Source organism: Candidatus Peregrinibacteria bacterium (assembly GCA_016699755.1).
Classification (GTDB): domain Bacteria; phylum Patescibacteriota; class Gracilibacteria; order CAIRYL01.
Window position 1 is genome coordinate 216,204 of the sequence record CP065009.1, and the last position, 24,377, is coordinate 240,580.

General features: G+C 41.3%; 22 protein-coding genes. All 22 read left to right on the plus strand.

Features of this window, described 5'->3' with window-relative positions; translation table 11 throughout:
• The first annotated feature begins 78 nt into the window (after positions 1 to 78).
• The 22 genes from IPN35_00940 (at position 79) to IPN35_01045 (ending at position 24,373) form a co-directional block, all read left to right on the plus strand.
• Positions 79 to 438: a hypothetical protein gene (locus tag IPN35_00940; protein ID QQS59441.1), complete on the plus strand. Its 360-nt coding sequence runs from the start codon at positions 79 to 81 to the stop codon at positions 436 to 438.
• Complete coding sequence (locus tag IPN35_00945; GenBank protein ID QQS59442.1) at positions 428 to 1,810, plus strand: hypothetical protein; 1,383 nt, start codon at positions 428 to 430, stop codon at positions 1,808 to 1,810. Before IPN35_00940 ends, IPN35_00945 begins: the two co-directional genes overlap by 11 nt.
• 21 nt (positions 1,811 to 1,831) lie before the next feature.
• Positions 1,832 to 3,202, plus strand: a complete 1,371-nt coding sequence (locus tag IPN35_00950) for a phage portal protein (GenBank protein ID QQS59443.1) — start codon at positions 1,832 to 1,834, stop codon at positions 3,200 to 3,202.
• Positions 3,203 to 3,419: 217 nt separating this feature from the next.
• Complete coding sequence (locus IPN35_00955) at positions 3,420 to 4,208, plus strand: hypothetical protein (protein ID QQS59444.1); 789 nt, start codon at positions 3,420 to 3,422, stop codon at positions 4,206 to 4,208.
• Between the two features lie 122 nt (positions 4,209 to 4,330).
• The gene (locus IPN35_00960) at positions 4,331 to 4,549 is read left to right on the plus strand and encodes a helix-turn-helix transcriptional regulator (protein ID QQS59445.1); all 219 of its coding nucleotides are present in this window, start codon (positions 4,331 to 4,333) and stop codon (positions 4,547 to 4,549) included.
• Positions 4,550 to 4,553: 4 nt separating this feature from the next.
• Positions 4,554 to 7,745, plus strand: coding sequence for a helicase (locus tag IPN35_00965; GenBank protein QQS59446.1), 3,192 nt, complete (start codon positions 4,554 to 4,556; stop codon positions 7,743 to 7,745).
• A complete protein-coding gene (locus IPN35_00970; protein ID QQS59447.1) occupies positions 7,742 to 11,197 on the plus strand; it encodes an N-6 DNA methylase in 3,456 nt (1,151 codons plus the stop codon). Before IPN35_00965 ends, IPN35_00970 begins: the two co-directional genes overlap by 4 nt.
• Positions 11,198 to 11,214: 17 nt before the next feature.
• Positions 11,215 to 12,510 (plus strand): DUF2130 domain-containing protein, encoded by a 1,296-nt coding sequence (locus IPN35_00975; protein ID QQS59448.1) that lies wholly within the window; start codon positions 11,215 to 11,217, stop codon positions 12,508 to 12,510.
• A gap of 25 nt (positions 12,511 to 12,535) precedes the next feature.
• Positions 12,536 to 15,208, plus strand: coding sequence for a hypothetical protein (locus tag IPN35_00980; GenBank protein QQS59449.1), 2,673 nt, complete (start codon positions 12,536 to 12,538; stop codon positions 15,206 to 15,208).
• A gap of 172 nt (positions 15,209 to 15,380) precedes the next feature.
• Positions 15,381 to 16,049, plus strand: a complete 669-nt coding sequence (locus IPN35_00985; protein QQS59450.1) for a hypothetical protein — start codon at positions 15,381 to 15,383, stop codon at positions 16,047 to 16,049.
• 26 nt (positions 16,050 to 16,075) lie between these two features.
• Positions 16,076 to 17,212 carry a DUF5309 family protein gene (locus tag IPN35_00990; GenBank protein QQS59451.1) on the plus strand — a complete coding sequence of 379 codons (1,137 nt, stop codon included), beginning with the start codon at positions 16,076 to 16,078 and terminating at the stop codon, positions 17,210 to 17,212.
• 60 nt (positions 17,213 to 17,272) lie between these two features.
• Positions 17,273 to 17,551 (plus strand): hypothetical protein, encoded by a 279-nt coding sequence (locus tag IPN35_00995; GenBank protein ID QQS59452.1) that lies wholly within the window; start codon positions 17,273 to 17,275, stop codon positions 17,549 to 17,551.
• Between the two features lie 11 nt (positions 17,552 to 17,562).
• Positions 17,563 to 18,213, plus strand: a complete 651-nt coding sequence (locus tag IPN35_01000) for a hypothetical protein (protein QQS59453.1) — start codon at positions 17,563 to 17,565, stop codon at positions 18,211 to 18,213.
• 2 nt (positions 18,214 to 18,215) lie between these two features.
• Entirely contained in the window at positions 18,216 to 18,620 is a 405-nt protein-coding gene (locus IPN35_01005; GenBank protein QQS59454.1) for a hypothetical protein, read from the plus strand.
• 2 nt (positions 18,621 to 18,622) lie between these two features.
• A complete protein-coding gene (locus tag IPN35_01010) occupies positions 18,623 to 18,955 on the plus strand; it encodes a hypothetical protein (protein QQS59455.1) in 333 nt (110 codons plus the stop codon).
• Positions 18,955 to 19,302, plus strand: a complete 348-nt coding sequence (locus IPN35_01015; GenBank protein ID QQS59456.1) for an HK97 gp10 family phage protein — start codon at positions 18,955 to 18,957, stop codon at positions 19,300 to 19,302. The genes IPN35_01010 and IPN35_01015 overlap by 1 nt, the downstream gene beginning before the upstream one ends.
• Positions 19,299 to 19,691, plus strand: a complete 393-nt coding sequence (locus IPN35_01020; protein ID QQS59457.1) for a DUF3168 domain-containing protein — start codon at positions 19,299 to 19,301, stop codon at positions 19,689 to 19,691. The genes IPN35_01015 and IPN35_01020 overlap by 4 nt, the downstream gene beginning before the upstream one ends.
• Before the next feature lie 26 nt (positions 19,692 to 19,717).
• Positions 19,718 to 20,485 (plus strand): hypothetical protein, encoded by a 768-nt coding sequence (locus IPN35_01025; GenBank protein ID QQS59458.1) that lies wholly within the window; start codon positions 19,718 to 19,720, stop codon positions 20,483 to 20,485.
• 17 nt (positions 20,486 to 20,502) lie between these two features.
• The gene (locus tag IPN35_01030) at positions 20,503 to 20,841 is read left to right on the plus strand and encodes a hypothetical protein (GenBank protein ID QQS59459.1); all 339 of its coding nucleotides are present in this window, start codon (positions 20,503 to 20,505) and stop codon (positions 20,839 to 20,841) included.
• 17 nt (positions 20,842 to 20,858) lie between these two features.
• Complete coding sequence (locus IPN35_01035) at positions 20,859 to 21,041, plus strand: hypothetical protein (protein QQS59460.1); 183 nt, start codon at positions 20,859 to 20,861, stop codon at positions 21,039 to 21,041.
• Between the two features lie 6 nt (positions 21,042 to 21,047).
• On the plus strand, positions 21,048 to 23,420 hold the full coding sequence (locus IPN35_01040) for a phage tail tape measure protein (GenBank protein QQS59461.1): 2,373 nt from the start codon (positions 21,048 to 21,050) through the stop codon (positions 23,418 to 23,420).
• Entirely contained in the window at positions 23,399 to 24,373 is a 975-nt protein-coding gene (locus IPN35_01045) for a phage tail family protein (GenBank protein ID QQS59462.1), read from the plus strand. Before IPN35_01040 ends, IPN35_01045 begins: the two co-directional genes overlap by 22 nt.
• Positions 24,374 to 24,377: the final 4 nt, after the last annotated feature.

Here is a 24,377-nt window from a genome sequence, read left to right on the forward strand (position 1 = left end):
CTCACACTTCTCACACGGGAAGCACCTCACTCCTGTTGCACTTGTTACACGGACGAGGCTCATAAATTAAACAATCTTATGCAAGGTAAAAAAGGCACAAAACGGGATAAAAAAAAATTTCTGGAGGCACTCAAACGTCGCCATGGGATTGTCACACTTGCCTGTAAAGATGTGGACATTTCCAGCATGACCTTTTACCGCTGGCAAAAGACTGATCCTGAGTTTCTCCAAGAGTCCGAAGAAGTGCGCGACATTGAAATTGGAATCATTGCCGAAGACCGACTCGCCGAAGCCATCATCGTAAACAAGGACATGGCGATGGTGCGTTTTTACTTGCAATCACGCTCCGCCAGATACACGCCAAAACTTCAAACCGAAGTGTCCGACCCGACCCATGAACTTGCCAAATTATTATCTCTCGATGCTGATGGAAATTAATCTTAATAAAACATTTCGGCTACTGGATGCCTTTGGGCAGAACTACTTCAAGCGACCGTTTGCGGATTATCAAAGAGAAATCGCTCACGAAATTATCCGCACGATTTTTACAAAAGGCGGAGTGGAAGTCTTTATCGAGGTGTCCCGACAAGCTGGTAAAACCACTGCCGTAGTTGATACGCTGGCGTTTGTGATGACATTCGCTCATTACTTTTTCTCGACTCCGCTTTCGGTTGGGATTTTCGCACCGCAGAAAGAGCAAGCCAAGACGGACTTTGACCGCCTCAAGGAAAACCTGCGGATATTGCAGGAGTTGTATCATCTGGGCTTTGAGGAGTCCAACGGCACAACGCTAAAGCTCTCAAACGGCAATACGATCTACTGTTTTTCGCTCTCTCCGACCTCGCATCTTGAAAGTAAAACGCTTCATCTTGCGATCATTGAAGAGGCACAGAAAATTGACGATGAAAAAGCAAAGAATGAAGTGTTCCCGATGCTCGCTTCGACCAACGGGAGCAAAATCTTCATCGGATCAGGCGGTTATCAGCTCTGCGACTTTTATCGTGGAATTGAAAACGGCAAAAACGTGTTCCGCTACGACTATCAGCAAGTCATTACCGATAAAGAAAAGCTGTACCAAATTACCAAAAACCCGCTCCTCAAAAAGTACAAGGAGTTCGTGGAGGGAGAAAAGGAACGCTACCGCGAGGACAGCGACTACTTTGAGACGCAGTACGCGCTCAACTGGAAAATCGGGCGTGGCATGCTGATTACCAAGGCGGAGCTTTATAAACTGCGTTGCGAGTATGAACTACCAACCGTGTACGAAAAGCCCGTGTACGCAGGCTGGGACGTCGCCAAGGAGCAGGATGAAAGCGTGCTGACGGTTGTGGGATGGGATGAGGAGCTGAAGAAATTCCGCATCCTTTCGTGGCTCTCGATGAGGGGTGATGACTACACTGATCAAGTAGAGATCGTACAAAAGGAACTTTCCAAATTCAAGCGTGTGATGAAGGTCTGCATTGATGCTACGGGCGTAGGTGACCCCGTTGTGGACAACTTTAAACGCTCAACAAGGCTTCGTACCGAAGGGGTCAAGTTCTCGATGCAAACCAAGGACAATCTCTACAAAAACCTCATCAAAATCCTGCGGGATGAGGAAGTGCAGTACCCATTAAGGCATGTGTTCACTCCTAAATTTGAGATGCAGATGATGGAGATGATCAAAGAGTACAAGGGCGAGTTCTTATCCTGCCATCATCCTGAAAAATCAGGAGCACATGATGACTTTCCTGATTCATTGGCACTGGCTCTTTTCCATGCCCGCAAAATCACCGATGTAAACCTGAGCCGAGAAGATCTTGGCCTTTAATATTTTTTTAATCTTTTTCCCATGCAAACTCAATTCCCAACCAATGAAGACTTCGCTCGTGTTGCCAAACTGAACAATTTTTACAACGTGTTCAAAGGACTGCACAGCAAAGTGTTCAAACTTAAAAGCTATTTTGAGGAAGACCAAAAGAAACGCACGCTCCTCTATCTTGCCTACAATGTCGGGCAAATTGTGTCACTGACAGCGGCGGATTTTCTTTTCGGTGAGCAACTCAAAATCCAAACCAACGAGAACGATGCCAATAAGCCACTTGAGGGCAAAATCAACAATATCGTTCAGGAGAACTATCTCGATGAAAAGCTTTATCAAAGCTCAGTGATCCAAGATGTTGCAGGCTTTACGATCTTTACCGTTCGGCAAAAAGATAATGTCGCAATTATCGAGGAGGTTCCATACGACAACTACTTCCCAGACTTTTCCAGTGTCAGGCTCGGCGAAGAGCCTCAAACAGTCGTGATTGCTTCGTATGTGGATATCGTGAACCCAAAGAATAACAAAAAGGAAACGTTCCTGTACAAGCAAATCCATACCATCGGGAAAATTGCCCATGAATTGTGGACGACCACAACCGATATGAAGCAGTCCGAGAAAACGGAACTGGCAATTTACAGCACTGAACTGCCTGAGGATGAATCCACCGAATTGGATTACATTCCTGTTTTTCAAATCGATAACTTCAAGACGGTTAAAGAACGCTTCGGCATCTCCGCCTACGAAAGCGTCATGAACCTCTTTGAAGAACTCAACGACCGCATCACGCAGATCTCCGTACAACTTATCAAACACCTCAACGCCAAAGTGGCTGTCGGTGAAGGGATTTTGACCAAGAAGGGAGAGATCGATAGTGATCAGGAACTGTTTCTCGTGGAGAAGGGTGACATCGTTCCCACATACATCACCAATTCCAACGGTCTCATTGAGGAGGGCTTCAAACAGATTGAGGGAATCCTTAGACAGATCTGCACTGTTACGCAAACACCGACTTCTTTTCTTGGGCTGGATGATCAGGGCGGAGCAGAAAAAGTTGAGACCGTCAAAATCCGCATGGCTGCGTTCTTAAAAAAGATCAAACGCAAACAAAGAAGCTATGAAGCCAAGCTCGTGGATATTCTCAAGACCGCTTTATTTTTTGAGGGAACTAAAAAGATTCCCGATGGCGTGGATATCAAGTTCGGCTGGGATTTGGGACTCCCTCGTGATCACTTTACCGAGGCACAGACGCATCAAATCCTTGTGGAAAGTGGCATTGAAAGCGTAGAGACCGCAATCCGAGAGATCAAAGATCTTGATGGCGATGCACTTGCGCAGGAGCTGGAACGAATCAAAACCCAGTTCGCTGAGAAACAAAATTCACTGCAGATCGGACTATAACCTTTTAACTTTTAAATTATGAACAGCTACAACACCCATCCCAACCCGTACAAAACACACCTCTCGTCTGAGGAAGTATTGGAAAAACGGCTCGCAAATCTCGATCAAAACCTATTTTACTACACCAAGTTTTTTCTGATTCTGCTGACCGCCCTGCTTATCTTTTTATTTACAGTCATCGTGACTTGTCGTTTTGCATTTTTAATCTTCTAAATTTATGCCTGTATTAACTCCACCACCATCAACAACAAGACTCCTGAGCTCTTATCGCAAAGCGGCTAAAGAACTGAATCAAACCATTCTCCAAGCCGATCCTAAAAAGCCTGTTGTTTTCTTGCGGCGCGTGGTGCTGGTGGATATCGAAGGCATCACCAAGGAACTCGAGAAAGAGACTCGCGTTTGGCTGGAAGCAGAAGTACCGAAACAGTACAAGGAAGGCAGTTTTCAAGCGATCAGCGACAGTAAAGCACAGGAACTCATTCTGAAACGAACGGAGTTCGGTCAGATTCACAAAGAGGCCGTGGAAGCATTGGTGGAAGATGCCTATCTTGATTTTGCAGGCGGTATTGAGGGCGTGAAGCGTGCGGGACGAGAGTTTATCAGCGATCTTATCAAGCTCAAGATCAACGAACGGATCGTGGTCGGCTCAATCAAGGGTGAAGGCGTGTACAAAATCAAACGAGAGGTCAAAAAGCTGGTGGAAGACCGTGGGTTTACCGCCCTGATCGATCGTGGAAGTAAGCGTTGGAAAATCGACACCTATGCCGAGATGCTCGTACGAACGCATATCATCAAGGCAAACAATTCGGGTTTTGTGAACCGTCTTCTTGAAAACGGGCTAGAGCTGGTAGAAATGTCGTCCCACGGCTCATCCTGTCCGATATGCCAGCAGTATGAGGGAAAGATTTTCAGTCTGACGGGTAACGATAAAAAGCATGGAAAAGCTCCAGATTTGCCGATCCATCCGAATTGTAGGCATAGTTACTTGCCGTACATCGAAAATTAAGGAGCGATTTTTGTACTGAATGATAACTTCTCTTTTTGAGGAGTTTTTTGTCTTGAAAAAGAAGTTCAAATCAGTAAACTAATGGTGATGTTCTTTTGTGAATATTTAATTGCAAGCATTCTATGGAAGAAAAACCCAAAAAGCCGATAACAATTGGCCAAAAAATAAGGATTTGGAGGAAAAAGAAGGGCTTAACTCAAGAAGGTTTGGCAAGAAAAGCTGATATTCCCTATACGACGCTCGCGAAAATCGAAAGCGATAGCAGTCAGAATCCAACCTTGGATACTATCACCAAGATCGCCAATGGTCTGGAGATAACTTTGAATGAATTAACTTCTTAAAAATATGAATAACGACCTAACCTTTATCACCAACGAAGATGGTAAAAACCTAAAAGACAGGTTTGCAACGCTTATTAAAGATACTCGTTTTTTCGATGTTCTCGTTGGGTATTTTTATACCAGTGGTTTTTACGCAATTTATCCATCCTTAGAAAAAACTGAAAAAATCAGAATTTTAATTGGTATCAGTACCAATCGCCAGACGTATGATCTCATCCAAAGAATACAGTCTCATAAAGAGATTGGTGAAAATTTTGGAGAAGCAGTCAAAGAAGAAATGGAGGCGAGCGAAAATAATTTTAGCGTTGAGGAAGGTGTGCAAAAATTTCTTGATTGGCTTAAAAGTGGAAAATTGGAAATCCGAGCCTACCCTGAAGAAAAAATACATTCGAAGCTCTATATCATGACCTTTAATGAAGGAGATAGAGATACTGGGAGAGTCATTACGGGATCAAGCAATCTCACACAGAATGGACTTGTCGACAATTTGGAGTTCAATGTGGAGCTTAAAAACCCATCTGATCATCTCTTTGCAAAAAATAAATTTGAGGAACTTTGGCTAAAAGGCATTGATGTTAGTGAACAGTATATTGAAACCATTCAGAAAGACACATGGCTACGCGAGGATATAACCCCGTATGAGCTCTATTTGAAATTTTTGTACGAATATTTTAAGGAGGAAATTAATGAAGATGAGGCGCTTGAACACAGCTTTAGACCAGATAACTTTAAAGAGCTCAAATATCAAGATCATGCCGTCATAAATGCGAGAAAAATCGTTGAAGAGTATGGTGGAGTTTTTCTCTCTGATGTAGTGGGTCTGGGAAAAACCTTTATGGGAACGATGCTTTGCCAAGAACTAAAAGGCAGAACCCTTGTACTTGCGCCACCACATCTTGTGGATGAACATAATCAAGGAAGCTGGGAAAATGCATTCCGTAACTTTGGATTTCGGGCTCGCGATTATAAGTGTCGATCTATAGGCATACTTGATCAAATTATTGAGCGAGATGAACACAAAGATTTTGACACTGTACTTATTGATGAAGCACATCGATTTAGAACTGAAGAAACTGAAACCTATACGAAACTTGCTCAAATTTGTCGTGGAAAAAAAGTTATTTTAGTAACTGCGACTCCCTATAACAATTCTCCGCGAGATTTACTTGCACAGATCAAACTCTTTCAACGTATTAGACAAAGCACCATTCCAAATCTCCCTGATCTTGAAGGCTTTTTTAAGAATCTTGAAAAGAAGCTTCAAGGACTAGATCGACAGAAAGATAAAACAGAATATCTAAACATTACTAAGGAAAATGCACAACTTATTCGTGAGAGAGTCTTGAAGTATCTGATGGTAAGACGTACTCGAAAAGAGATCGTTCAATATTACGGTGAAGACCTAAAAAAGCAGGGCATGAAGTTTCCTGAGGTAGCAAACCCAGTACCAATTTTTTATGAATTTAGCGAAGAGGAAAATGATGTGTTTTTCAGCACAATCAAAATGATTACTGGCAATTTCAAATATGCGCGATATACACCAATGTTGTATTTCAAGGGTGTATCTGCCATGGAAAAACAGAGCCAGCAAAACATGATGAAGTTTATGAAAATGCTTCTTATTAAGCGATTGGAAAGTAGTTTTTATGCATTCCGAAAATCTATCGATAGGTTTATCGCTTCGTATGAGCGTTTCATAGAGGAGCTGGAGAAAAATCAAACGGTGTATGTCAGCAAAAAACATGCACAGAAAATTTTTGATTACCTTGAGCGTGGCGATTTGGAGGGCGTAGATAGGCTTATTGATGATGGCAAAGCGGAAAAACTTTCGAGCGGTGATTTTGCAGAAAACTTCCAAGAAGATCTTTTGCACGACTTAGAGATTTTAAGAGAGATACGAGAGATGTGGAAGACTATCAAGCGTGACCCTAAAATCCTTGCGTTTAAAAATAAATTGGCAAAAGAAAGTGTTGTGCGTGACAGTAAGCTAATCATATTTACAGAATCTCAAGAAACGGCGAGTTACCTCAAAGAAGGTTTGCAGGATGTTTTCCCAAATCAAATCGTTTCATTTTCTGGTGGGAATTCAGCAGAAGATAGAGAGGAAGTTATGGCAAATTTTGATGCCAATGCGAGAATCCCAAAAGATAACTACAAAATACTCATAACGACAGATGTACTTGCGGAAGGTTCGAACTTGCATCGCGCGAATGTTGTAATCAACTACGATATCCCATGGAATCCAACCAGAATCATGCAAAGAGTCGGGCGTATCAACCGTGTTGATACCAAATTCGATAAAATTTATACCTATACTTTCTTCCCAACCGATCAATCCAACGAAGAAATCAAACTTCGAGAATGTGCAGAGGCTAAAATTCAGGCTTTTATCTCACTTCTTGGTGCGGATGCCAAACTTCTCACTGAAGATGAAATAGTCGAGGGACATAGCCTCTTTAGTCGATTGATTTCCAAGGAAACTATTGAGGGGGAAACCGAAGTCGAAAGTGATCTTGGATATCTTCAGGAAATAAGAAAGATCAGGGATGAAAATCCTTCGTTGTTTGAAAAAATTAAAAAACTACCTAAGAAAGCCCGATCAGCAAGAAAATCACAAACAGAAAACTCAAGATTGCTGACTTACTTCCGAAAAGGCAAATTACAAAAGTTTTTCCTTGTAGAAAATGATGGTGTTTTAATCCCACAGGAGATCGACTTCCTTCAATCAGCAAAGTTTCTTTCGGCAAAAGAGCAGGAAGTAAGAAGTAAATTAGATCGTGATTTTTACACACTACTTGAAAAGAATGCAGAGATGCTTGGAAAGGTTACCGATATTGAGGAAGAAGAATTTTCTTCAAAAAGAGGAAGCAGAGATAATGCCGCACGTCTCGCGAAGATGCTTAAATCCAAGGAAGTAAGAAATTTCAGTGGATTTACCGAGGATGATGAGGCCTACATTGAACGCGTTATTGAGGAGCTTGATGCAGGTGGAATCCCGAAAAGGTTATCGCAAAAGATCTACGCGAAGATTCAGGATACTCCTGAGATAATCGTAAATCCGATCAAACTGTTGGGGATATTAAAACTCACGCTTTCAAATGACTTTCTCGAGCCAACCCATGCGGAGATGAAAATTGGGATTTCTTCCCGAAAAGAGATCATTCTGTCCGAATATTTTAACTCACAACCGCAATGAAAAAGACTGATGCAATTGAAATAGTTCAAAAGGCGTTTGGCGGAGTGTTTAATGAACAATCCTTTCAAGTTTTTATTGCTAATCTGCTTAAGAACTATGAAACTTTAGATAAAGTTCGTGAAGGACAGTACATTCGCGAGGCATTTCGCCAGTTTATTTCGAAGTATCAGATCATCGGAGCATTTAAAGATAACGAAGGTAATTATGTAGATATTTTGCAGGTTTTTCTTTGCAAAGGTACTTCTCTTGAACGGGCTCGTACAGCTCAGAGAAACTTTGTAGCCGATTACCTCAAAAATAACTTAAAGGTAGCGGCACTGGTGGCATTTATTGCCCCAGATGAGCAGGATTGGCGGTTCTCACTTGTGAAAATGGAATACTCGCTTGATGTAAAGGAAGGAAAACTTAAAACAAGCGAAGAAATTACTCCTGCAAAAAGATGGTCGTTTTTGGTGGGACTTAATGAGGGAAGCCATACGGCTCAAAGTCGTTTTGTAACACTTCTTGAAAGTAACAAATCACCAAATCTAAAAGAGCTTGAGGAGGCCTTTAATATAGAAAAAGTAACGAATGAGTTTTTTGAAAAATACTGTGATCTATTCCTTCGAATGAAGGAATCACTTGATGGACTTCTCGAAAAAGATCCTCAACTCAAAATAGATTTTGAATCCAAAGAAATCACGACGGTGGATTTCGCCAAAAAGACACTGGGGCAAATGGCCTTCCTGTATTTTTTACAAAAAAAAGGTTGGTTTGGTGTTGCTCCAAGTAAGGAATGGGGGTCTGGTGCAAAGAACTTTTTACGAGCTCTTTTTAACGCTCGAGGAAAATATGGAGAAAATTTCTTTGATGATGTGCTGGAGCCTTTATTCTATGAAGCATTGGCGCAGGATCGTGGTCGAGATGCTATCTATCCAAGATTGAATAACTGTCGTATGCCATTCCTCAATGGTGGTCTTTTTGAGCCAATGAACGGATACTCATGGGAAACGACACACATTTCTCTTCCTGATGAGCTTTTTTCCAATTCGAATAAAACAAAGGAAGGAGACACGGGCGATGGAATCCTCGATGTCTTTGATCGTTACAACTTTACCGTCAATGAAAATGAACCGCTCGAAAAGGAAGTGGCGGTTGATCCTGAAATGCTTGGAAAGGTATTTGAAAACCTGCTTGAAATTCGCGACAGAAAAAGTAAGGGAGCCTTTTACACCCCTCGTGAGATCGTGCATTATATGTGCCAAGAAAGTTTGATCAATTATTTACAATCGGAAACTGGAGAGACTATCTCGCGTGAAGATCTTGAGCTCTTTATTCAAAAAGGAGTTCAGATTATCCAAAACGATAAGATTGTCTTGGAAAGAAATAAGAAAATTGATAGCACCTACAAATTCCTACTTCCTGAAAGTATTCGTGCGTCTGCTGGGAAACTAGATTTGCTTCTTGCCAATATCAAAGTCTGTGACCCCGCCGTTGGGTCAGGAGCGTTCCCTCTGGGAATGCTGAATGAAATCGTGCGGGCAAGGCAGGTTTTGGGGGTGCATTCTGGTAGTGCGCTTTCACCTTACGATCTCAAGCTTCACACCATTTCACACTCCATTTACGGTGTGGATATTGATTCGGGTGCGGTTGAGATTGCCAAGCTTCGTATGTGGCTTGCACTTGTGGTGGAAGAGAAAGACCCACATCCACTTCCTAACCTTGAGCACAAGATCATGCAGGGAAACAGCCTATTGTCGGAGTATGAAGGGATCAAGCTTTTTGATGACTCTTTTTTGACTGACACTGGTTCTGCTGAAAAGGAAAAAGCTGAGATTAATGAGAAACTGACTATCCTTCAACGAGAATATTTTGATCTTCATAGCAAGAACCAGCTAGATCCTGTGAAGAAGTTGCAAATTGAACGAGATACAAAACAACTACAGAAGAGACTCAATGAATTTTCAAAGAAGCCTGATAATGGCGATTATATAAACTCCATTGGCCTTTTTGATGCCCCAGCGAAACAGCAGATAGCACAGGAGAAAACCGAGAAGCTCCAAAGGAAAATTGAACAGTTTATTTCTGAATCACGTAAAACCCAGAAACAGGATTTGAAAGAAGAAATTGATAATCTCAAATGGGAACTTATCGAAGCTACTTTGGAAGAACAAGGCAGGATGGATAAGCTCGCTGATGTTCGGAGTCTTCGCAAAAAAAACATTCGTCCGTTCTTCATCTGGAAATTAGAGTTTAGCGATGTTTTTAGAGAGAATGGTGGCTTTGATATAGTAATCGGAAATCCTCCATATGGCGCAAATATAGATAGTTTAGTAGATACATATCGAACTATCTATCCAGAAGTCATCCAAAATTATGCCGATATTTATAAAATATTTTTTGATCTTGGATTTAGGATCTTAAAAAAACATGGTACCGAAACATATATAACTCCAAATACCTACCTTGCTCAGCCGAGATATAAAGATTTGAGAGCCTTTATTCTAAAAAAGCATATTTTCCACATAATTAATTTGGGAGAAAAGGTATTTGAAGGCGTTGTTGTTCCAGTATGCATCTCCATAATAAAAAATGAACCACTCTTAAATAATTACTTTTTTAGTGACTTAAGTGTTAATGGGCAATATCTAGGAAGTTTTAGCCATCTTACTTCAATAAATGTATCAACAGAGCAAGTCTTTTCTACGGTAGATTTGAGTCTTATGCAAAATTTCACTCTGAAAGATGATGAATTATTTGCAAATACCATTTTGGAAATAAGGGATGCAGGGATTCAGTATCATAGGTCGGGAATCGGATTAAAGAACAAAGGAGGAAATGACCTTTATGAAAGATTATTTACAGATTCGCCAGAGAGATTCCCCAATACAAATTCTATTTGGTATGGCAAAAAAATTGACAGATATTTTATTACCGAAAAAACGGATGAATATTTTAATCTAGATTATAAGCAAGTTTTAAATTCAAATGAATCTGTTAGTTTTACTAAAGACGCGTTTCAAAGAAAGACGAAATTACTCTGGAGACAGACAGCGTCAACCTTAATTGCAACAATAGATGCTCAAGGGAAATGGTTTAGAAATACCATTCAGTGCGGATGGGTTAAAGATGAATATTCTAGTTCATTTGATTTAAAATATATTTTAAGCCTCTTTAATTCATCGTATTTTAAATATTTATATCAAAAAATTGTTAATGAGACGGCAGGTAGAGCCTTCCCACAGGTAAAGATTACTTATATCAGAAAGTTACCAATTAAAAAAATATCTCTCGAAGATCAGAAACCATTTATTGATGCTGTAGATCAAATCCTCGCTATTACCTCCTCTCCCGATTACGACCCAAAGAAACCGCCTATCAGACAAAGGGAGCTAGAAGGAAAAATCGATGAGATGGTGTTTGATCTGTATGAACTCGCTTCTGAGGAACGAGAGATTATTCTGAAATCTTAAATTTAATTTTTATGAATATGCAGGATATAAAATGTCCACATTGCGGAAAAGTCTTCAAAGTCGATGAAGCTGGATTTGCAGACATACTCAAACAAGTCCGTGATCATCAGTTTGAAAAAGAATTGCACGAGCGACTAGAATTGGCAGAGAAAGAAAAAGCCAGTGCTGTTCAACTCGCCGAATCAAAATTCCAAAATACATTGCAAGGAGAGTTGGCGAAAAAAGATAAAGAATTAGCAGAATTAAAAGCTGAAAAAGATCGTAACTTGGGGGAACAGTTGGCGAAGAAAGAATCTGAACTGGCTGAGATGAAATCGAAACTTGATAAAGCAGAGGTGGAGCAAAAACTTTCTGTTACTGAAGCGGTTAAAACAATCGAAAAAGAACGTGACAACCTAGCAAATGAGCTAAAAAACAAAGAAACAGAAAAACAATTACTCGAAAAATCTTTACAAGAAAAGTTTACTTCTGACCTCAGAACAAAAGATGACATCATCAAAATGAAAGATGAAGCGATTGAACGTTATAAAGATATGAAGCTGAAACTTTCTACTAAAATGGTCGGCGAAACTCTGGAGCAGCACTGCGAAACAGAATTTAACAAACTGCGTGCAACCGCCTTTCAAAACTCCTATTTTGAAAAAGATAATGATGCAAAATCAGGAAGTAAGGGTGATTATATTTACCGCGAAACCGATGAAGCAGGAAATGAAATCATTTCCATCATGTTTGAAATGAAGAATGAGGGAGATGAAACCGCCACCAAAAAACGAAATGAAGATTTTTTACGAGAGCTTGATAAAGATCGCACTGAAAAAAAGTGCGAATATGCAGTACTTGTTTCTCTTCTGGAAGGAGAAAGCGAACTTTACAATACTGGGATTGTAGATGTCTCTCATAAACATCCCAAAATGTATGTGATTAGACCACAATTTTTTATACCGATCATCACGCTTCTCCGAAATGCCGCCATGAATTCTCTCAAATATAAAGCAGAGCTTGCATTAATGCGAACGCAGAATATTGATGTTACTAATTTTGAAGGCCAATTAAATGATTTTCGCGATTCATTTGGCAGAAACTTCAGATTGGCGTCCGAAAAGTTTAAAACTGCGATTGATAGTATTGATAAATCAATTGAGCAGCTTCAAAAGACAAAAGAGAATCTATTGCGATCTGAAGATAATCTTCGTCTTGCCAATAACAAAGCGGAAGATTTAACCATCAAAAAATTAACTAGAGGAAATCCTACTATGACAGCTAAATTTGATGAGCTTTCAGGTGGTGGAAATTCTAAACAGGATGAATCCTAATATTGATTTTAAATTTTTTATATTTATGAGTCATATAGATCAAAATAAGCGCGGCTCTCAGTGGAGAAAATGGGATTTGCATGTACATACCCCTTTTACGAAGATGTCTGATGAATTTAAACTTATAGATTCGGATGATTTAAAATCAACTACAGAAGATGATAAAAAGTGGGAGAAGTTTTTTAAAGTATTATCTGAAAAAGAAACTTCTGTAGTAGGCATTACCGATTATTTCTCGATTAATAATTATCGAACTGTTCTTGAAAAGAAAGGTTCTTTTGATTCTACTGTAAAATTTTTTCCTAATATTGAATTTAGAATTGCTCAAAAAAATAAAGATTCTGAATTTATTCAAATTCATGTCATATTTTCAGATTCTATTGATGTAAAACGCATAGGAAACTTTCTAACAAGGCTTCCATTAATTTCTACGGATGATCAAACTCTAAAAAATAAATTTTGCACTGACTCAGATCTTTCAGAAGTTACATATGAAAGAGCCATGGTAAATCATGAAAAATTAAAAGAATGTCTTGAAGAAAATTTTACTAAAATTGATGAATATTTGATAGTTGGAGTAGCTCGAGGATACGGCTGTATAAGACCAGCAAGTGACGATGATGGACGAGGTGGTGAATATGCAAAAGAAATTGACAAAATCTGCCACATTTTTTATGGGAATGCAGATGATGTCGATTTTTATCTTAATAAAATAGAAGGAAGATCTCAATATTCCCTATCTCAAAAATCAGTTTTTCTTTCCTCAGACGCACATTGCTATAACGATATTGGTGAAAAATTTACTTGGGTTAAAGCAAATCCTACTTTTGAGGGATTAAAACAGGTAGTTTATGAACCAGAAGATAGGGTTGAAATTCAAAAATCAGAGCCAGAGGAAAAAACAGGATATCAGGTTATTGATAGAGTCGAAATTAATCATAATCATGTTTTTAACAAGAAATTAGAACTAAACTTTAATCTAAATTCTATTATTGGAGGAAGGTCTACAGGAAAGTCTATTTTATTAGCAGCTATTGCGAAAAAACTAAAAATAGAAAACCTTCCAGAATTTCATGATAAAGAATATGAGAATTATATTAATGAAATTTCAGTAAATTTGAAGGTTTTTTGGAAAGATGGGAAAGAAGACAATGGAAGAGAGGTCGAATATTTCAAACAAGGTTATATGTATGATCTTGCGAGAAATGAGTCCAAATTAAGCAGTCTTATCCAAAATATTTTAAGAAAAAAAGGAAAGGATATAATATTGGATAATTATTTTTCAATAATTAATGAAAATAAGAAGAAAATATCTAGCTCGGTTGATGATTTTTTTCAAATTTTAGAAGAAATTAAATTAAAAGAGGATAGTATTTCAGATAAAGGAGACAAAAAAGGTGTTGAAGATGAAATATCTAAATTGGCTGGAGAACTCAAAATATTTAATACAGAAGAAATCACTGAAGAAGAAATAAAGGAGTATGAAAAAAATAAATTAATTATAGAAAAAGGAAATGAAACAATAATAATCTTACAAAGAGATGTCCTAAATATTGAGAAATTAAAAGGTATAAATTTAATACAAGATAGTCTTGAATATGAATTAACTTCGGTTTCAGACGCAAATAAAGATATTATTATTGATAAATTCAAAAACTTAAAAGAAGTATTTCAGAAAGGATGGCTTAAGGAGATAGAAGATTTAAAACAAAAAATAACAAAAGAAGAGAAAGACAATGAAAAAAAGATTAAAGAGGCTACAGAAAATACAACCTATGCAAAAGTAGTAAAAATATTTAGCCAATCTGAACACCTAAAAGAGATAGAAGGTAAAATTAAAAAAGAGAAAGACAAGCTACTTGTAATTACAACACTATTAGATGAAGTAAAGAAACTAAAAGATCAGAAAGAAAAACTGAAGAAATCAATTAAAGCTCTACACGAAAATTATTTACTTGAAATCAACAAATTAATACCACTTTTATCTAGTTCTGCTGAAGGGCTAGAAATTAAGGCAAAGAAAATTTTTAAAGAAAAAGAGTGTGGTGAGTTTTTAGAATCTGGTATGAATAAAACTTTTTCTACAAATCATAAATATCTTTATTTATCAGGTACATTAGAAGGAAAAATGATTGAGATATTTAATGATTTAACTGAAAGTAAATTAGAATTAAAAGCTGGATACACTAACAAAACATTAGCTAATAGACTGCTGAGTGAAAATTTTTATAAAATAGAATATGACTTAATTTATGAAAATGATGATTTTCACAAAATGTCAGATGGTAAAAAATCTTTTGTAGTTCTTAAACTATTATTGGATTTTAGTGATAAAGATTGTCCAATTTTAATCGATCAACCAGAAGATGATTTAGATAATAGGTCAATTTATTCAGATTTAGTTTCTTATTTAAAAAAGAAGAAAAAGTTAAGGCAAATAATTGTAGCTACACATAATCCTAACTTAGTTGTTGGTGCAGATGCAGAATGTGTCATTGTTGCAAATCAGCATGGAGAAAAAAGTAAAAATCATGATGATAAGAAATTTGAATATATACAAGGAGCATTAGAAAATACATTTTTAAGTGAAGATTCCGACTACGTTTTAGAAAAAAGAGGCATACAAGAGCATGTCTGTGATATTCTTGAGGGTGGAAGAATCGCTTTTGAACAAAGGAAGAAAAAATATAGTCTATAAAATCTATTTGCTTTCTTCTTATTCTTTGATACCATTTTAGTACAAGGCAACCAATAGCTGGTTGTCGTGCAGAGTCTTAAAGACCAACTCGTTCGCGAAAAATCGCGGACAAGGAGCGGGTCTTTTTTTGTGTTCCGCTCAAAATACCCATTAATTTTTAATCTTTATTCCTATGACCGCTCAAGCAAATCCCGCCAATCAGGACGGCGTAAAAACTCCTGCCGACAATACCGATGGGAAAGTCGATAAAACTCCCGCTCCGTCTGGTCAGGACGCAAACAAGACCCCGTCAGGTGCTGACGATAAAACACAGGAGCAAATGATCCCGATGAGTCGTTTCCGCGAGGTGATTGAGGAAAAGAACAAGTACAAGGAGGACTTGGATAAACGCCAAAAAGCCGAAGAGAAACAAAAGCAAAAAGAGCTTGAGGAGCAAGGAAAATACCAAGAACTGCTGGCTCAAAAAGACAAAGAGCTGGAAGTGGCTGGCAAATCCAAAGATCAACTCACACAGTATGAAGAAACTCTCGGAGAAATTTTGACCTCGGAATTGGAAAAGATTCCCGAGGAAAAGAAGTCTTTGATCCCCGATGAACTGCCCGTGGTGGCGAAACTCAAATACATCGCCAAAAACCGTGCGCTTCTGATGGGAGAAAAAAGCTCTACTGGTGCTCCTATTCCGCCCAATTCCAAAAATCTATCCGACTTTGAATCCAAAAAACAACGCTACGATGAGCTGATGACTCGCCAATCTAAGGGCGAATTCCTCACCGAAAGCGAGCGTCGGGAGATCATGAAGCTGGGTCAGGAAATCGTGGTTCTCAGAGCCCAACAGCAATAATTCTTAACATTTAATTTTTTATTACCATGCCAATCATAAATGGAAAATACTCGACCTATGACAGTCCTTTTCTCGATGAACTCGTAAAAGGTATTGCCATACAGATCGATCCCAAGCTCACGACTTCGCTGGATTTATTTCCCGAGTTTGAGCCAATTAATACCACTAAAATCAAATGGTACGATGCCAAAACCTACGCACTCGAAGGCCAAGTCGGGACTGGGGGCTGGACTGATGGTGCAATCACCACGTCTCTGCCAATCAGTGCCCTTTTCGCCTCACTCGTAAACGTAGGAGACGTGCTTCGTATCGAAAACGAGTATGTCGTTGTGAAATCTGTTAACCGTACAGGCTTCACCGTTGATGTGTATGCTCGTGGTCACGGCGGAACGACTGGTGCGGCTCATACCGCTACCACTACCGTTTACATTCTGGGAAATGCACAAGTGGAAGGCACTGTCGATGGCGACAACCTGCTAGAAGACACTATCGAGCAGATCAACTTCACTCAGATTGTGGAGGAACCCATTGAACTTTCGCTTACCGCTCAAAAACAGAAATACCTTGATGTGACCGACAAACTCAACGAGGAACGTACCAAAGCGATGACTCGTGCTTTGAAGAAACTCAATCAGGCGGTGCTTTTCGGGAAACCTTCTGCGGGAAGTAAAACCACTCCCCGATCTTTTGGAGGACTCAAACATTTTATCGAAAACACTTCGAGCTCGTTCAACTACAACGTGGGCGGAGCATTTACCGAAACACACCTTAAGAATGTGCTTTTGGAAATGGCTCGTCGCGGTGGAAGTCCGAACACGATTCTTTGCTCGCCTGACATAAAGAGCGCCATTAACACCTTTAACGCTTCAAATACCCGCTACGGCCGTGATGAACGCATCGCAGGGAACTTTGTGGATCGTTATGAAGGTGAAGGCGTTGGCGTGCTGGATATCGTGGCTGATCCGTTCCTCAGGAACTCATTTGGTGAAATGTATGTCATCAACACTCGCAAACTCGGAAAAACATGGTTCGTCGACGACAAACTTCGTTTTGCACCTGAACCTTCCAACTCTCGAACGCTGAAAGAGACTCTGCAAGGTCAATTGACTGTTCGTATCAAAGACGTGGTGACTGACTGCGCTCGTATGTACGGCATCAGCTAAACCCAAGGGGGGTGACATTTTGTCCCCCTCCTTTCTCTTACTTTTTAATATTTATTTCCCATGAAATTTAACATCAAAACTTCGGCGATCGGCTTATCCGACAAGAAGTTCGCCCCACACGGCGAATACGAAACCGAGGATAAACAAGAAATCGATCGCTTGCGGGAGATTGCCAAAAAATTCCCCGAGGATATCGAGGAAGTGAAAGGCAAAGCACAAACCCCTGCGAAAAAAGATGAGGACGAAACGCCTGACGATCCTCAAGGAACCGAGAATCAAGTGCCTAAAGAAGACCCAAAAAAGACTGAAGGCAAACCTGCCAATAATTCTAAAAGATAATTTTTCACCCCATGGAAATTTCAGAAATCATCAAGCTTTTACAGGACTATGGCGTGAGCCTCACTCTCCTTGCGATCGTGCTTTTCTTTGCTTTTGCTTTCGGTCAAACGGGGCTGAAATATCTGCAGGAAAAGCTTAAACCCAATGAGGTGACCAATCCTCGCAGTCATGCGTTCTTTTCCACTTCGGAACAGCTGATGAACTATCACATTCCCCGCATGAAGATATCCAATGATCCTGCCCGTAACACTCTGTTTCGGGACATGCTGATGAAAAAAATTACTGTTTGGCGAAAAAACATGCTGGATTTTGTGGCTCGGGATTTTTCGCAACTCAAAACCTATGAGATCAAAGAATTGTTTGCAAGAACACTCCAAGAGATCATTTCTGGATACGAGTCGAACTGGAAAGTGGCGGAAGTGCCAGCTCCCGTTATTGCGAAATTCGCCTTATGGCACTCACCTCGGGTTGAAGGATTAAGCAGTTCTGCAACCAGCGTGTTTGATGGAAAATCATTCACAACTCCCAATGAAATGCTTAATGCCATTTTGTGCCTGCAAAACGCTCTGCTCGTAGAAACCATCATCGATGCGGAGCGGACGCTTGGAGAACTCAATGGAGAGCTTTCTGGACTTACTTATCAAGGTTTAACGCTTCAATAACCATGTCGACTTACATCACACCAGCACAGGTAAAAGAAAGATCCCGCGTAGCGGATATTTCCGCTGAGTCTGATGAGAACCTTGAAAAACTGATTCTTGAAGCGGAACCCATGATCGACGCATACTGCGGATTTTGGGAAAAAGCCAACGCAGAACAGGTGCGGTTATTCCCACGACGGGGAGAGGAAGTAATCCCGCAGGAAATCACGAATGCGACGCTGGTGGTGGTTGAACAACTCTTTTTGCAAGGAGCACCAACGCTGGAAGGCGAAGTTACCGAGGAAAGTATTGGAGGTTACAGCTACAAAAAGACCTCTGTCGCAACTGAATTGATCCCTGAAAAAGTAAAACTCCTGCTTCGCGGGTTCCGTAAGCTGACAGGAAAAGTAAATCTTATCACCGAATAATTATGGCTTTCCAAGGCTTACTGACACAAACGGCAACGATCAAAGAATGCACCGAAAGCAATGTCGGAGGCGTGGTCAAAAAAGTATGGACGGATAAGTATTCCAATCTGCTTGCTCGACTCTCAGCCAATCGCGGGACGGTAAAAGTTGGAACGGAAAACATCGAAAAATATGTGCGCGGAGAATTTACGCTCTACCTCGAGCAAGGCTCAGAGATAACCGAAAAGATGAGGGCAGTTATTGACGGCAAGGAATATGAAATCGCTTTTGTCGCCGAAGTAAACGGTAAAGACAGCGTGCATCACCTCGAATTACAACTTAACCACACCGAATAATGTCGATCCAAGTCACAGGAATAAATCGGGTTCTCACGGCACTTGCCAGCGGTGTGGAAAAGTATGTGAAACGCACTGAACAAGCGACGATGAAAGCGGGACTCAAAGCGGAATACTTCGCCAAAAAGAATACGCCTGTGGATACGGGAAATCTCCGTTCCAGCATCAACACCCAACTGTATGCCAAAAAAACAGACCGTGTGGAAGCCGTTGTCGGGACGAACGTTGAATATGCACCCTTCGTGGAATTCGGCACTCGCAGGATGAAGCCCCGATCAATGTTCCGCAAAACGATTGATGAAAACGGCAAAGACATCTGGCAAACCTTTAACCAAGCACTCCAATGAACCTAAAAACTGCTATCTACGAACAACTGAAGAATGATCCTGCTATCGAGGAAATCCTTGCTGGACGGATTTACCGCTCATTTGCACCGCAGGGTGCGGAGTTTCCGTTTCTTACCTATCAGCGAATCACAGGTACAAACAAAAACGATATCGACTTTACCACTGAACGTTTTCAGCTTGATCTCGTCGGAAAGCTTGAAGAGGAAGACCAACTGGAAACACTCAAGGAAGCTGTTATCAACTGCCTGAATCGTTTCAAGGGAGACCTTGGAGATACGGGCTTTCAGGTGAAATCAGTGTGGCTCGAGATTGTGGCCGATGACTTCAATGAAGACAACTCGGCGCGTCGGATTGTCTTGGATTTCAAATTTGCCTACTTACGCACCTAATTTTATTAATTTTTAATTTTTGCACTATGTCACAAACGAATCTACAAAAAACAGGAGCACTGAGATATGGCTCCGTTACGCTCTACATCGGCGATGACTTCGGTTCGCTCATCAATATCGGGGCGATTCGCAATATGTCTTTTGAACACAAAGCGGAAAACATCGAAGTAAGTTTCGATAATGTTCCCTCCATCAAGAAATTCAAAAACGGACGGAAAGCTTCGTTTGTTTTTGATCTCGCGGAAATTGATATCACCACTTTCGCCACAACAGATGCGGGACTCGTGGTCAAAACCGATATTGCTGGCACCGCCGTCAATGTGGTGGATGAATCCGCGATTCTTTCAGGGGTTACAGGAAAAGCTCTCGCGAAAAAGAATGGGAATGGCTCGATTGCTACCAATATCGTGGTGACCAATACGGCAGGCACGACTACCTATGTCAAAAATACCCATTACACCGTGCAACTCGGCGCTGACGGATTTACCCGTATCGCTCGAACTGACACCAGTACCATTACGGATGGGCAGACTGTCCTCATTGATTACACCTACACGCCGAATGTCAGCAAGAAAATGACCTTCAACACGGGCGGAACGAAAACCTACAAAGTGGCTCGCATTATCAACGTGAGCAATGAGGGCAAAGAGTTCCGCATTGATCTTGAAAATGTCACCAATATCAAACCGCTCACTACGCCTTTTCAGGCTGATGACTCCGACAATATCATGGTCTGTTCCATGGAGTTGGAAGGATCAGTCAAAGAGATCGTCGATGAGCAAAGCATTTTATAATTTTTTAACTTTTTCCTATGAGCAGAATATTTGATGCGGATTCAGACGCGCTTCTCAATTCCAAAGATGTCTTCAAGATGGGAGGCAAAGAATACCGCGTTCCTGATATCAAAATGAAAACCATGCTGGAGTTTGAAAAGCTTGAGCGAAGTAACGAAAGCAAATTTGCCACCATCGTGGATCAGATTTTTCTCGTGCTCAAGGATGAGAACGATATCAGTAAAAAAGAGATTGAGGGCTGGGGTTTCAAGACCTGTCTTGCTTTTATCATGTGGCTTTTTGAGCCGTTGCAGGAGATGGGTTTAAAAAAAACGGCCGAGTCGCTCAAGGAAAAAGCCCAACCAAAGTCCGATTAGGAGAGATGTTCGCCCAGATGATCAGGTATTACAACGGCGGATTTGATCACTGGAAACTGCTTCGTCTGTCGTACCGCCAATTTCTCATGTACTACTCCTGCCTCATCAACATGCTGGAAGCCGAAAAAGGCAAAGCTCCGAAAGAAAAAAAGGAGCCGCAGAGTGTGATGCAGGATATTAAAAAAACTTTTAACCCGTAAAGACTCATGGCATTTGGAATGACCAACATCATCGGAGAACTGGGAATCAAGATCACGGGCTACACCAGTGAACTTTCTTCCTCTCTCAAAAGTGCGACGACTGAACTCAAAGGGTTCGGTCAGAATGCCGAACTGGTTTCCAAAGTTTCGCATGTGGCTTTTTTGGGTATTGCGGCCGCGGCTACCGCAATGGCGGCTGGACTGGCTATTTCCGTGAAGAACGCTGTTGAGTTTGAGAAAGGAATGACCAATATTGCAACCATCGTCGATACGAATACGGAAAGCATGCAAAACATGGGTAATGCGGTCTTGGATATTGCGAAACGCACGCCTGTGCAAATCTCCGATCTTACGGGCGCTCTTTATGAAGTTCGCAGTGCGGGTATTTCCGCTGGTGATGCTTTGACAGTTCTTGAGAAATCCGCTCAACTTGGCATGGCAGGACTGGGAACAACGGCTGAAACGGTCGATATCGTGACCTCCTCCATCAATGCTTTCAAGCTCAAAGGCGAGGAAGCACAAAACGTATACGGTTATCTTTTTGAAGCCACCAAGGTTGGTAAAACGACAATTTCGGATCTTGCACAGGGATTTGGTGCTGTTGCGGGGACTGTGGCGAACGCCAATATTGAACTTCCTGAGTATTTGAGTGCGGTTGCCGCGCTGACGACAACAGGTCTGCCCGCATCACAGGCTCACCATCAATTAAAGGCCGCTATTGCAGGCGTAACTCGTGAAAGTGCGGAATTGACCGCTGTACTGAATCAGCTCGGTGCAAAGTCCTTTAAAGACCTAATCGATAAGAAAGGAGGCATGGTGAATGCGTTCAAAGCAATCACTGAGGCTGTAAAAGGCAATGATGCGGCGATCCTGCAGATATTCGGCTCTACGGAAGCCTATAACGCTGTAATTCAACTTTCGGGGAACCTGAATGGTGCGTATTTGGAAACCTTGAACGGGATGAAAAACGGTACTGAAGATGTAACAACGGCTTTTGAAAAACAGAAAAATACTGTTTCCGCTCAATGGCAAACGATGAAAAACAATCTGGATGTTTTAAGCATTCAAGTCGGGAGTGCCTTGCTTCCAGCTTTGAATCAAGCTTTGCAGGCGGTTACGGCCTTTATCGATAAGATTCCTGAGATCGTTGCTCAACTCAAAGATTGGGTATCGAATAACGACTGGGTTCAAGGTGCGCTTATCGCTCTCGGAGCTATCCTTACGGGGCTGGCAATCGCGGTGATTCCTTCTTTGATCGCTTCATTGTGGGCTCTGATCGCTACGGTTGCGACTGCGGCCGCTCCTTTTGTGGCGGTGGGTCTGCTTATTACGGCAATTTATGTCGCTATCAAAAACTGGGATCAAATCACGGCTTTCGTTCAGGATGTCTGGAATAAGGTCGTGGATTACACTATGAAAGCGTGGGAATGGATGAAGCCTTATGTTGAAACCGCTCTTCGAGTTGTCATCGGCATCATGACGGGAGGTTTGAGTGAATTGGTCATCTACGTCATACAAAACTGGGATCAAATCAAAGCAACAGTCATCAGTTTTTGGGATTGGATAAAACCGTATTTGGAAATAGCGGTACGAGCCGCATTTGCAGTGATCACCTTTGGGATGAGCGAGCTGGTTATTTATACCGTTCAAAATTGGGATGAAATCAGAGCAAAAACGATCGCCACTTGGGAAGCGGTCAAAGCTTTTTCCGAAACTATCTGGAACGCAATAGTCGCATTTTTCGACGGCATATGGACGTCTATAAAAAAGACTTTCAATGCGGGGCTGGATGCGGTCGATAAAGCGTGGACGACAACATGGAATGCCGTTAAGGATTTCACGAATAACACATGGTCGTCCATTAAAGACCTTGTGACGGGAGGCATTGATGCGGTAGCCAATATCTTTTATGGTGGTATCAGCATTATCGGCAACGCATGGCGTTCGATTTGGGATAATGTGGTGAATATCGTGACGGGTGTTTTCAATACGATTCAAAACACGGTGAACAACATCATATCGTGGGTTCAGCGTGCTCTTGATAAAATCAATATTTTCAAAAGTGAGCAGGCTTCAGTCGGGGCTGGTGGAAGCTGGTCGGTTGGAGGATTCACTTTTGGAAATAAACAGCAGGTTGCTGGTGTGGTGCATGGAGGTGAATGGGTCGCTCCTGCGTGGATGGTCGACAAATACGCAGGTGTGATTTCCCAGCTTGAATCCGTCAGAACCCGAGGCTACAGCGAAGGAGGGATGGTCGGCGGGGCTACGACTCATAACAATCAACGAACTGTTCATCAAACCATCACTCAAAACATTCGGGATGGTGTGGACTTTTCTATTGCGGCTCGTGAGTTGGCTTGGCGTGCTCGTTTTTCTTAAATCTAAAAATTATGCTCGGAATTATTTATCACTATAACGGCATTTCTCTCAGCGATCACACTCGTGATGCGCTTTCGGGTGAGCTTTTTACGAGCGAAGCCGATAGGTCTTGCGGAGCTTTAGTAAGCCTTGTGGAAACTCCGAGCGGATTTCATTCACCTGAACTCAGGCACTCGGAAGAATCCCGCCAAGGCACGCACGGGATTCTCGACTACGACACTTTTGTGGGAAAACGAGCGATTGTATTCACGGGACAATTGATCGCTCCTGATCGAGCAAAAATGGTACAACTGGTGGATAAATTTCAAAAAGCATTTACTACGAGCGCGATTCCGAGCAAAGACGATGGATACCGCGAGCTTTTGTTTACCGAAGAAGACGGCATTGCTAAAAAAGTCTTTGCCAAAGTGGAGACTATGCCCGAATACGCCGAGGAGCTGGGTTTTCCTTATGTTCGGCATTTCATGGTGGCGCTCAAATGCAAAGAACCGCGCAAGCTCTCGCAGGAAGTAAACACAGCACCCGAAGTTAAAGCCGATGTACTTGGAGCGCAGATTAAGCTCCCGACGAAGCTACCGCTCAATACGGGCTGGGATTATGTGTACAAAAAGACGTTGGTGAATGCGGGTAACTTTGCGGCCTCACCGAAAATCACCGTTCATGCCCCCTGTATTAATCCAAAGATTTTCAATCGCACCTACGACGTTTTTATGCAGTTTATCTGCGTGCTCTCGGATACAGATATTTTGGAAATCGATGTTCTTTCTGGAACGGCTACGGTGACGCGAGAAAATGGATCAACCGAGGACGCTCTTCTCGTGCTTACGAACAACAGTGAGTTTTTCTATCTGCTTTCAGGCGAAAACGAAGTGGTTTTTCTGGAAGAAAGCGGGGTTCCTCCCGTCGATAATCCGTCGTATTGCCGTCTGGAATGGTCTGACACTTGGCTTTAATTTT

Excerpts from the sequence above, each read along its gene's own strand:
- IPN35_01015 (QQS59456.1), top strand. The coding sequence starts at position 18,955 with ATGTCGATCCAAGTCACAGGAATAAATCGGGTTCTCACGGCACTTGCC.
- IPN35_00980 (QQS59449.1), top strand. The coding sequence starts at position 12,536 with ATGAGTCATATAGATCAAAATAAGCGCGGCTCTCAGTGGAGAAAATGG.
- IPN35_00940 (QQS59441.1), top strand. The coding sequence starts at position 79 with ATGCAAGGTAAAAAAGGCACAAAACGGGATAAAAAAAAATTTCTGGAG.
- IPN35_01020 (QQS59457.1), top strand. The coding sequence starts at position 19,299 with ATGAACCTAAAAACTGCTATCTACGAACAACTGAAGAATGATCCTGCT.
- IPN35_00950 (QQS59443.1), top strand. The coding sequence starts at position 1,832 with ATGCAAACTCAATTCCCAACCAATGAAGACTTCGCTCGTGTTGCCAAA.
- IPN35_01030 (QQS59459.1), top strand. The coding sequence starts at position 20,503 with ATGAGCAGAATATTTGATGCGGATTCAGACGCGCTTCTCAATTCCAAA.
- IPN35_00965 (QQS59446.1), top strand. The coding sequence starts at position 4,554 with ATGAATAACGACCTAACCTTTATCACCAACGAAGATGGTAAAAACCTA.
- IPN35_00985 (QQS59450.1), top strand. The coding sequence starts at position 15,381 with ATGACCGCTCAAGCAAATCCCGCCAATCAGGACGGCGTAAAAACTCCT.
- IPN35_00945 (QQS59442.1), top strand. The coding sequence starts at position 428 with ATGGAAATTAATCTTAATAAAACATTTCGGCTACTGGATGCCTTTGGG.
- IPN35_01035 (QQS59460.1), top strand. The coding sequence starts at position 20,859 with ATGATCAGGTATTACAACGGCGGATTTGATCACTGGAAACTGCTTCGT.
- IPN35_00960 (QQS59445.1), top strand. The coding sequence starts at position 4,331 with ATGGAAGAAAAACCCAAAAAGCCGATAACAATTGGCCAAAAAATAAGG.
- IPN35_01005 (QQS59454.1), top strand. The coding sequence starts at position 18,216 with ATGTCGACTTACATCACACCAGCACAGGTAAAAGAAAGATCCCGCGTA.
- IPN35_00995 (QQS59452.1), top strand. The coding sequence starts at position 17,273 with ATGAAATTTAACATCAAAACTTCGGCGATCGGCTTATCCGACAAGAAG.
- IPN35_00990 (QQS59451.1), top strand. The coding sequence starts at position 16,076 with ATGCCAATCATAAATGGAAAATACTCGACCTATGACAGTCCTTTTCTC.
- IPN35_00955 (QQS59444.1), top strand. The coding sequence starts at position 3,420 with ATGCCTGTATTAACTCCACCACCATCAACAACAAGACTCCTGAGCTCT.
- IPN35_01040 (QQS59461.1), top strand. The coding sequence starts at position 21,048 with ATGGCATTTGGAATGACCAACATCATCGGAGAACTGGGAATCAAGATC.
- IPN35_01010 (QQS59455.1), top strand. The coding sequence starts at position 18,623 with ATGGCTTTCCAAGGCTTACTGACACAAACGGCAACGATCAAAGAATGC.
- IPN35_01025 (QQS59458.1), top strand. The coding sequence starts at position 19,718 with ATGTCACAAACGAATCTACAAAAAACAGGAGCACTGAGATATGGCTCC.
- IPN35_00975 (QQS59448.1), top strand. The coding sequence starts at position 11,215 with ATGCAGGATATAAAATGTCCACATTGCGGAAAAGTCTTCAAAGTCGAT.
- IPN35_00970 (QQS59447.1), top strand. The coding sequence starts at position 7,742 with ATGAAAAAGACTGATGCAATTGAAATAGTTCAAAAGGCGTTTGGCGGA.
- IPN35_01000 (QQS59453.1), top strand. The coding sequence starts at position 17,563 with ATGGAAATTTCAGAAATCATCAAGCTTTTACAGGACTATGGCGTGAGC.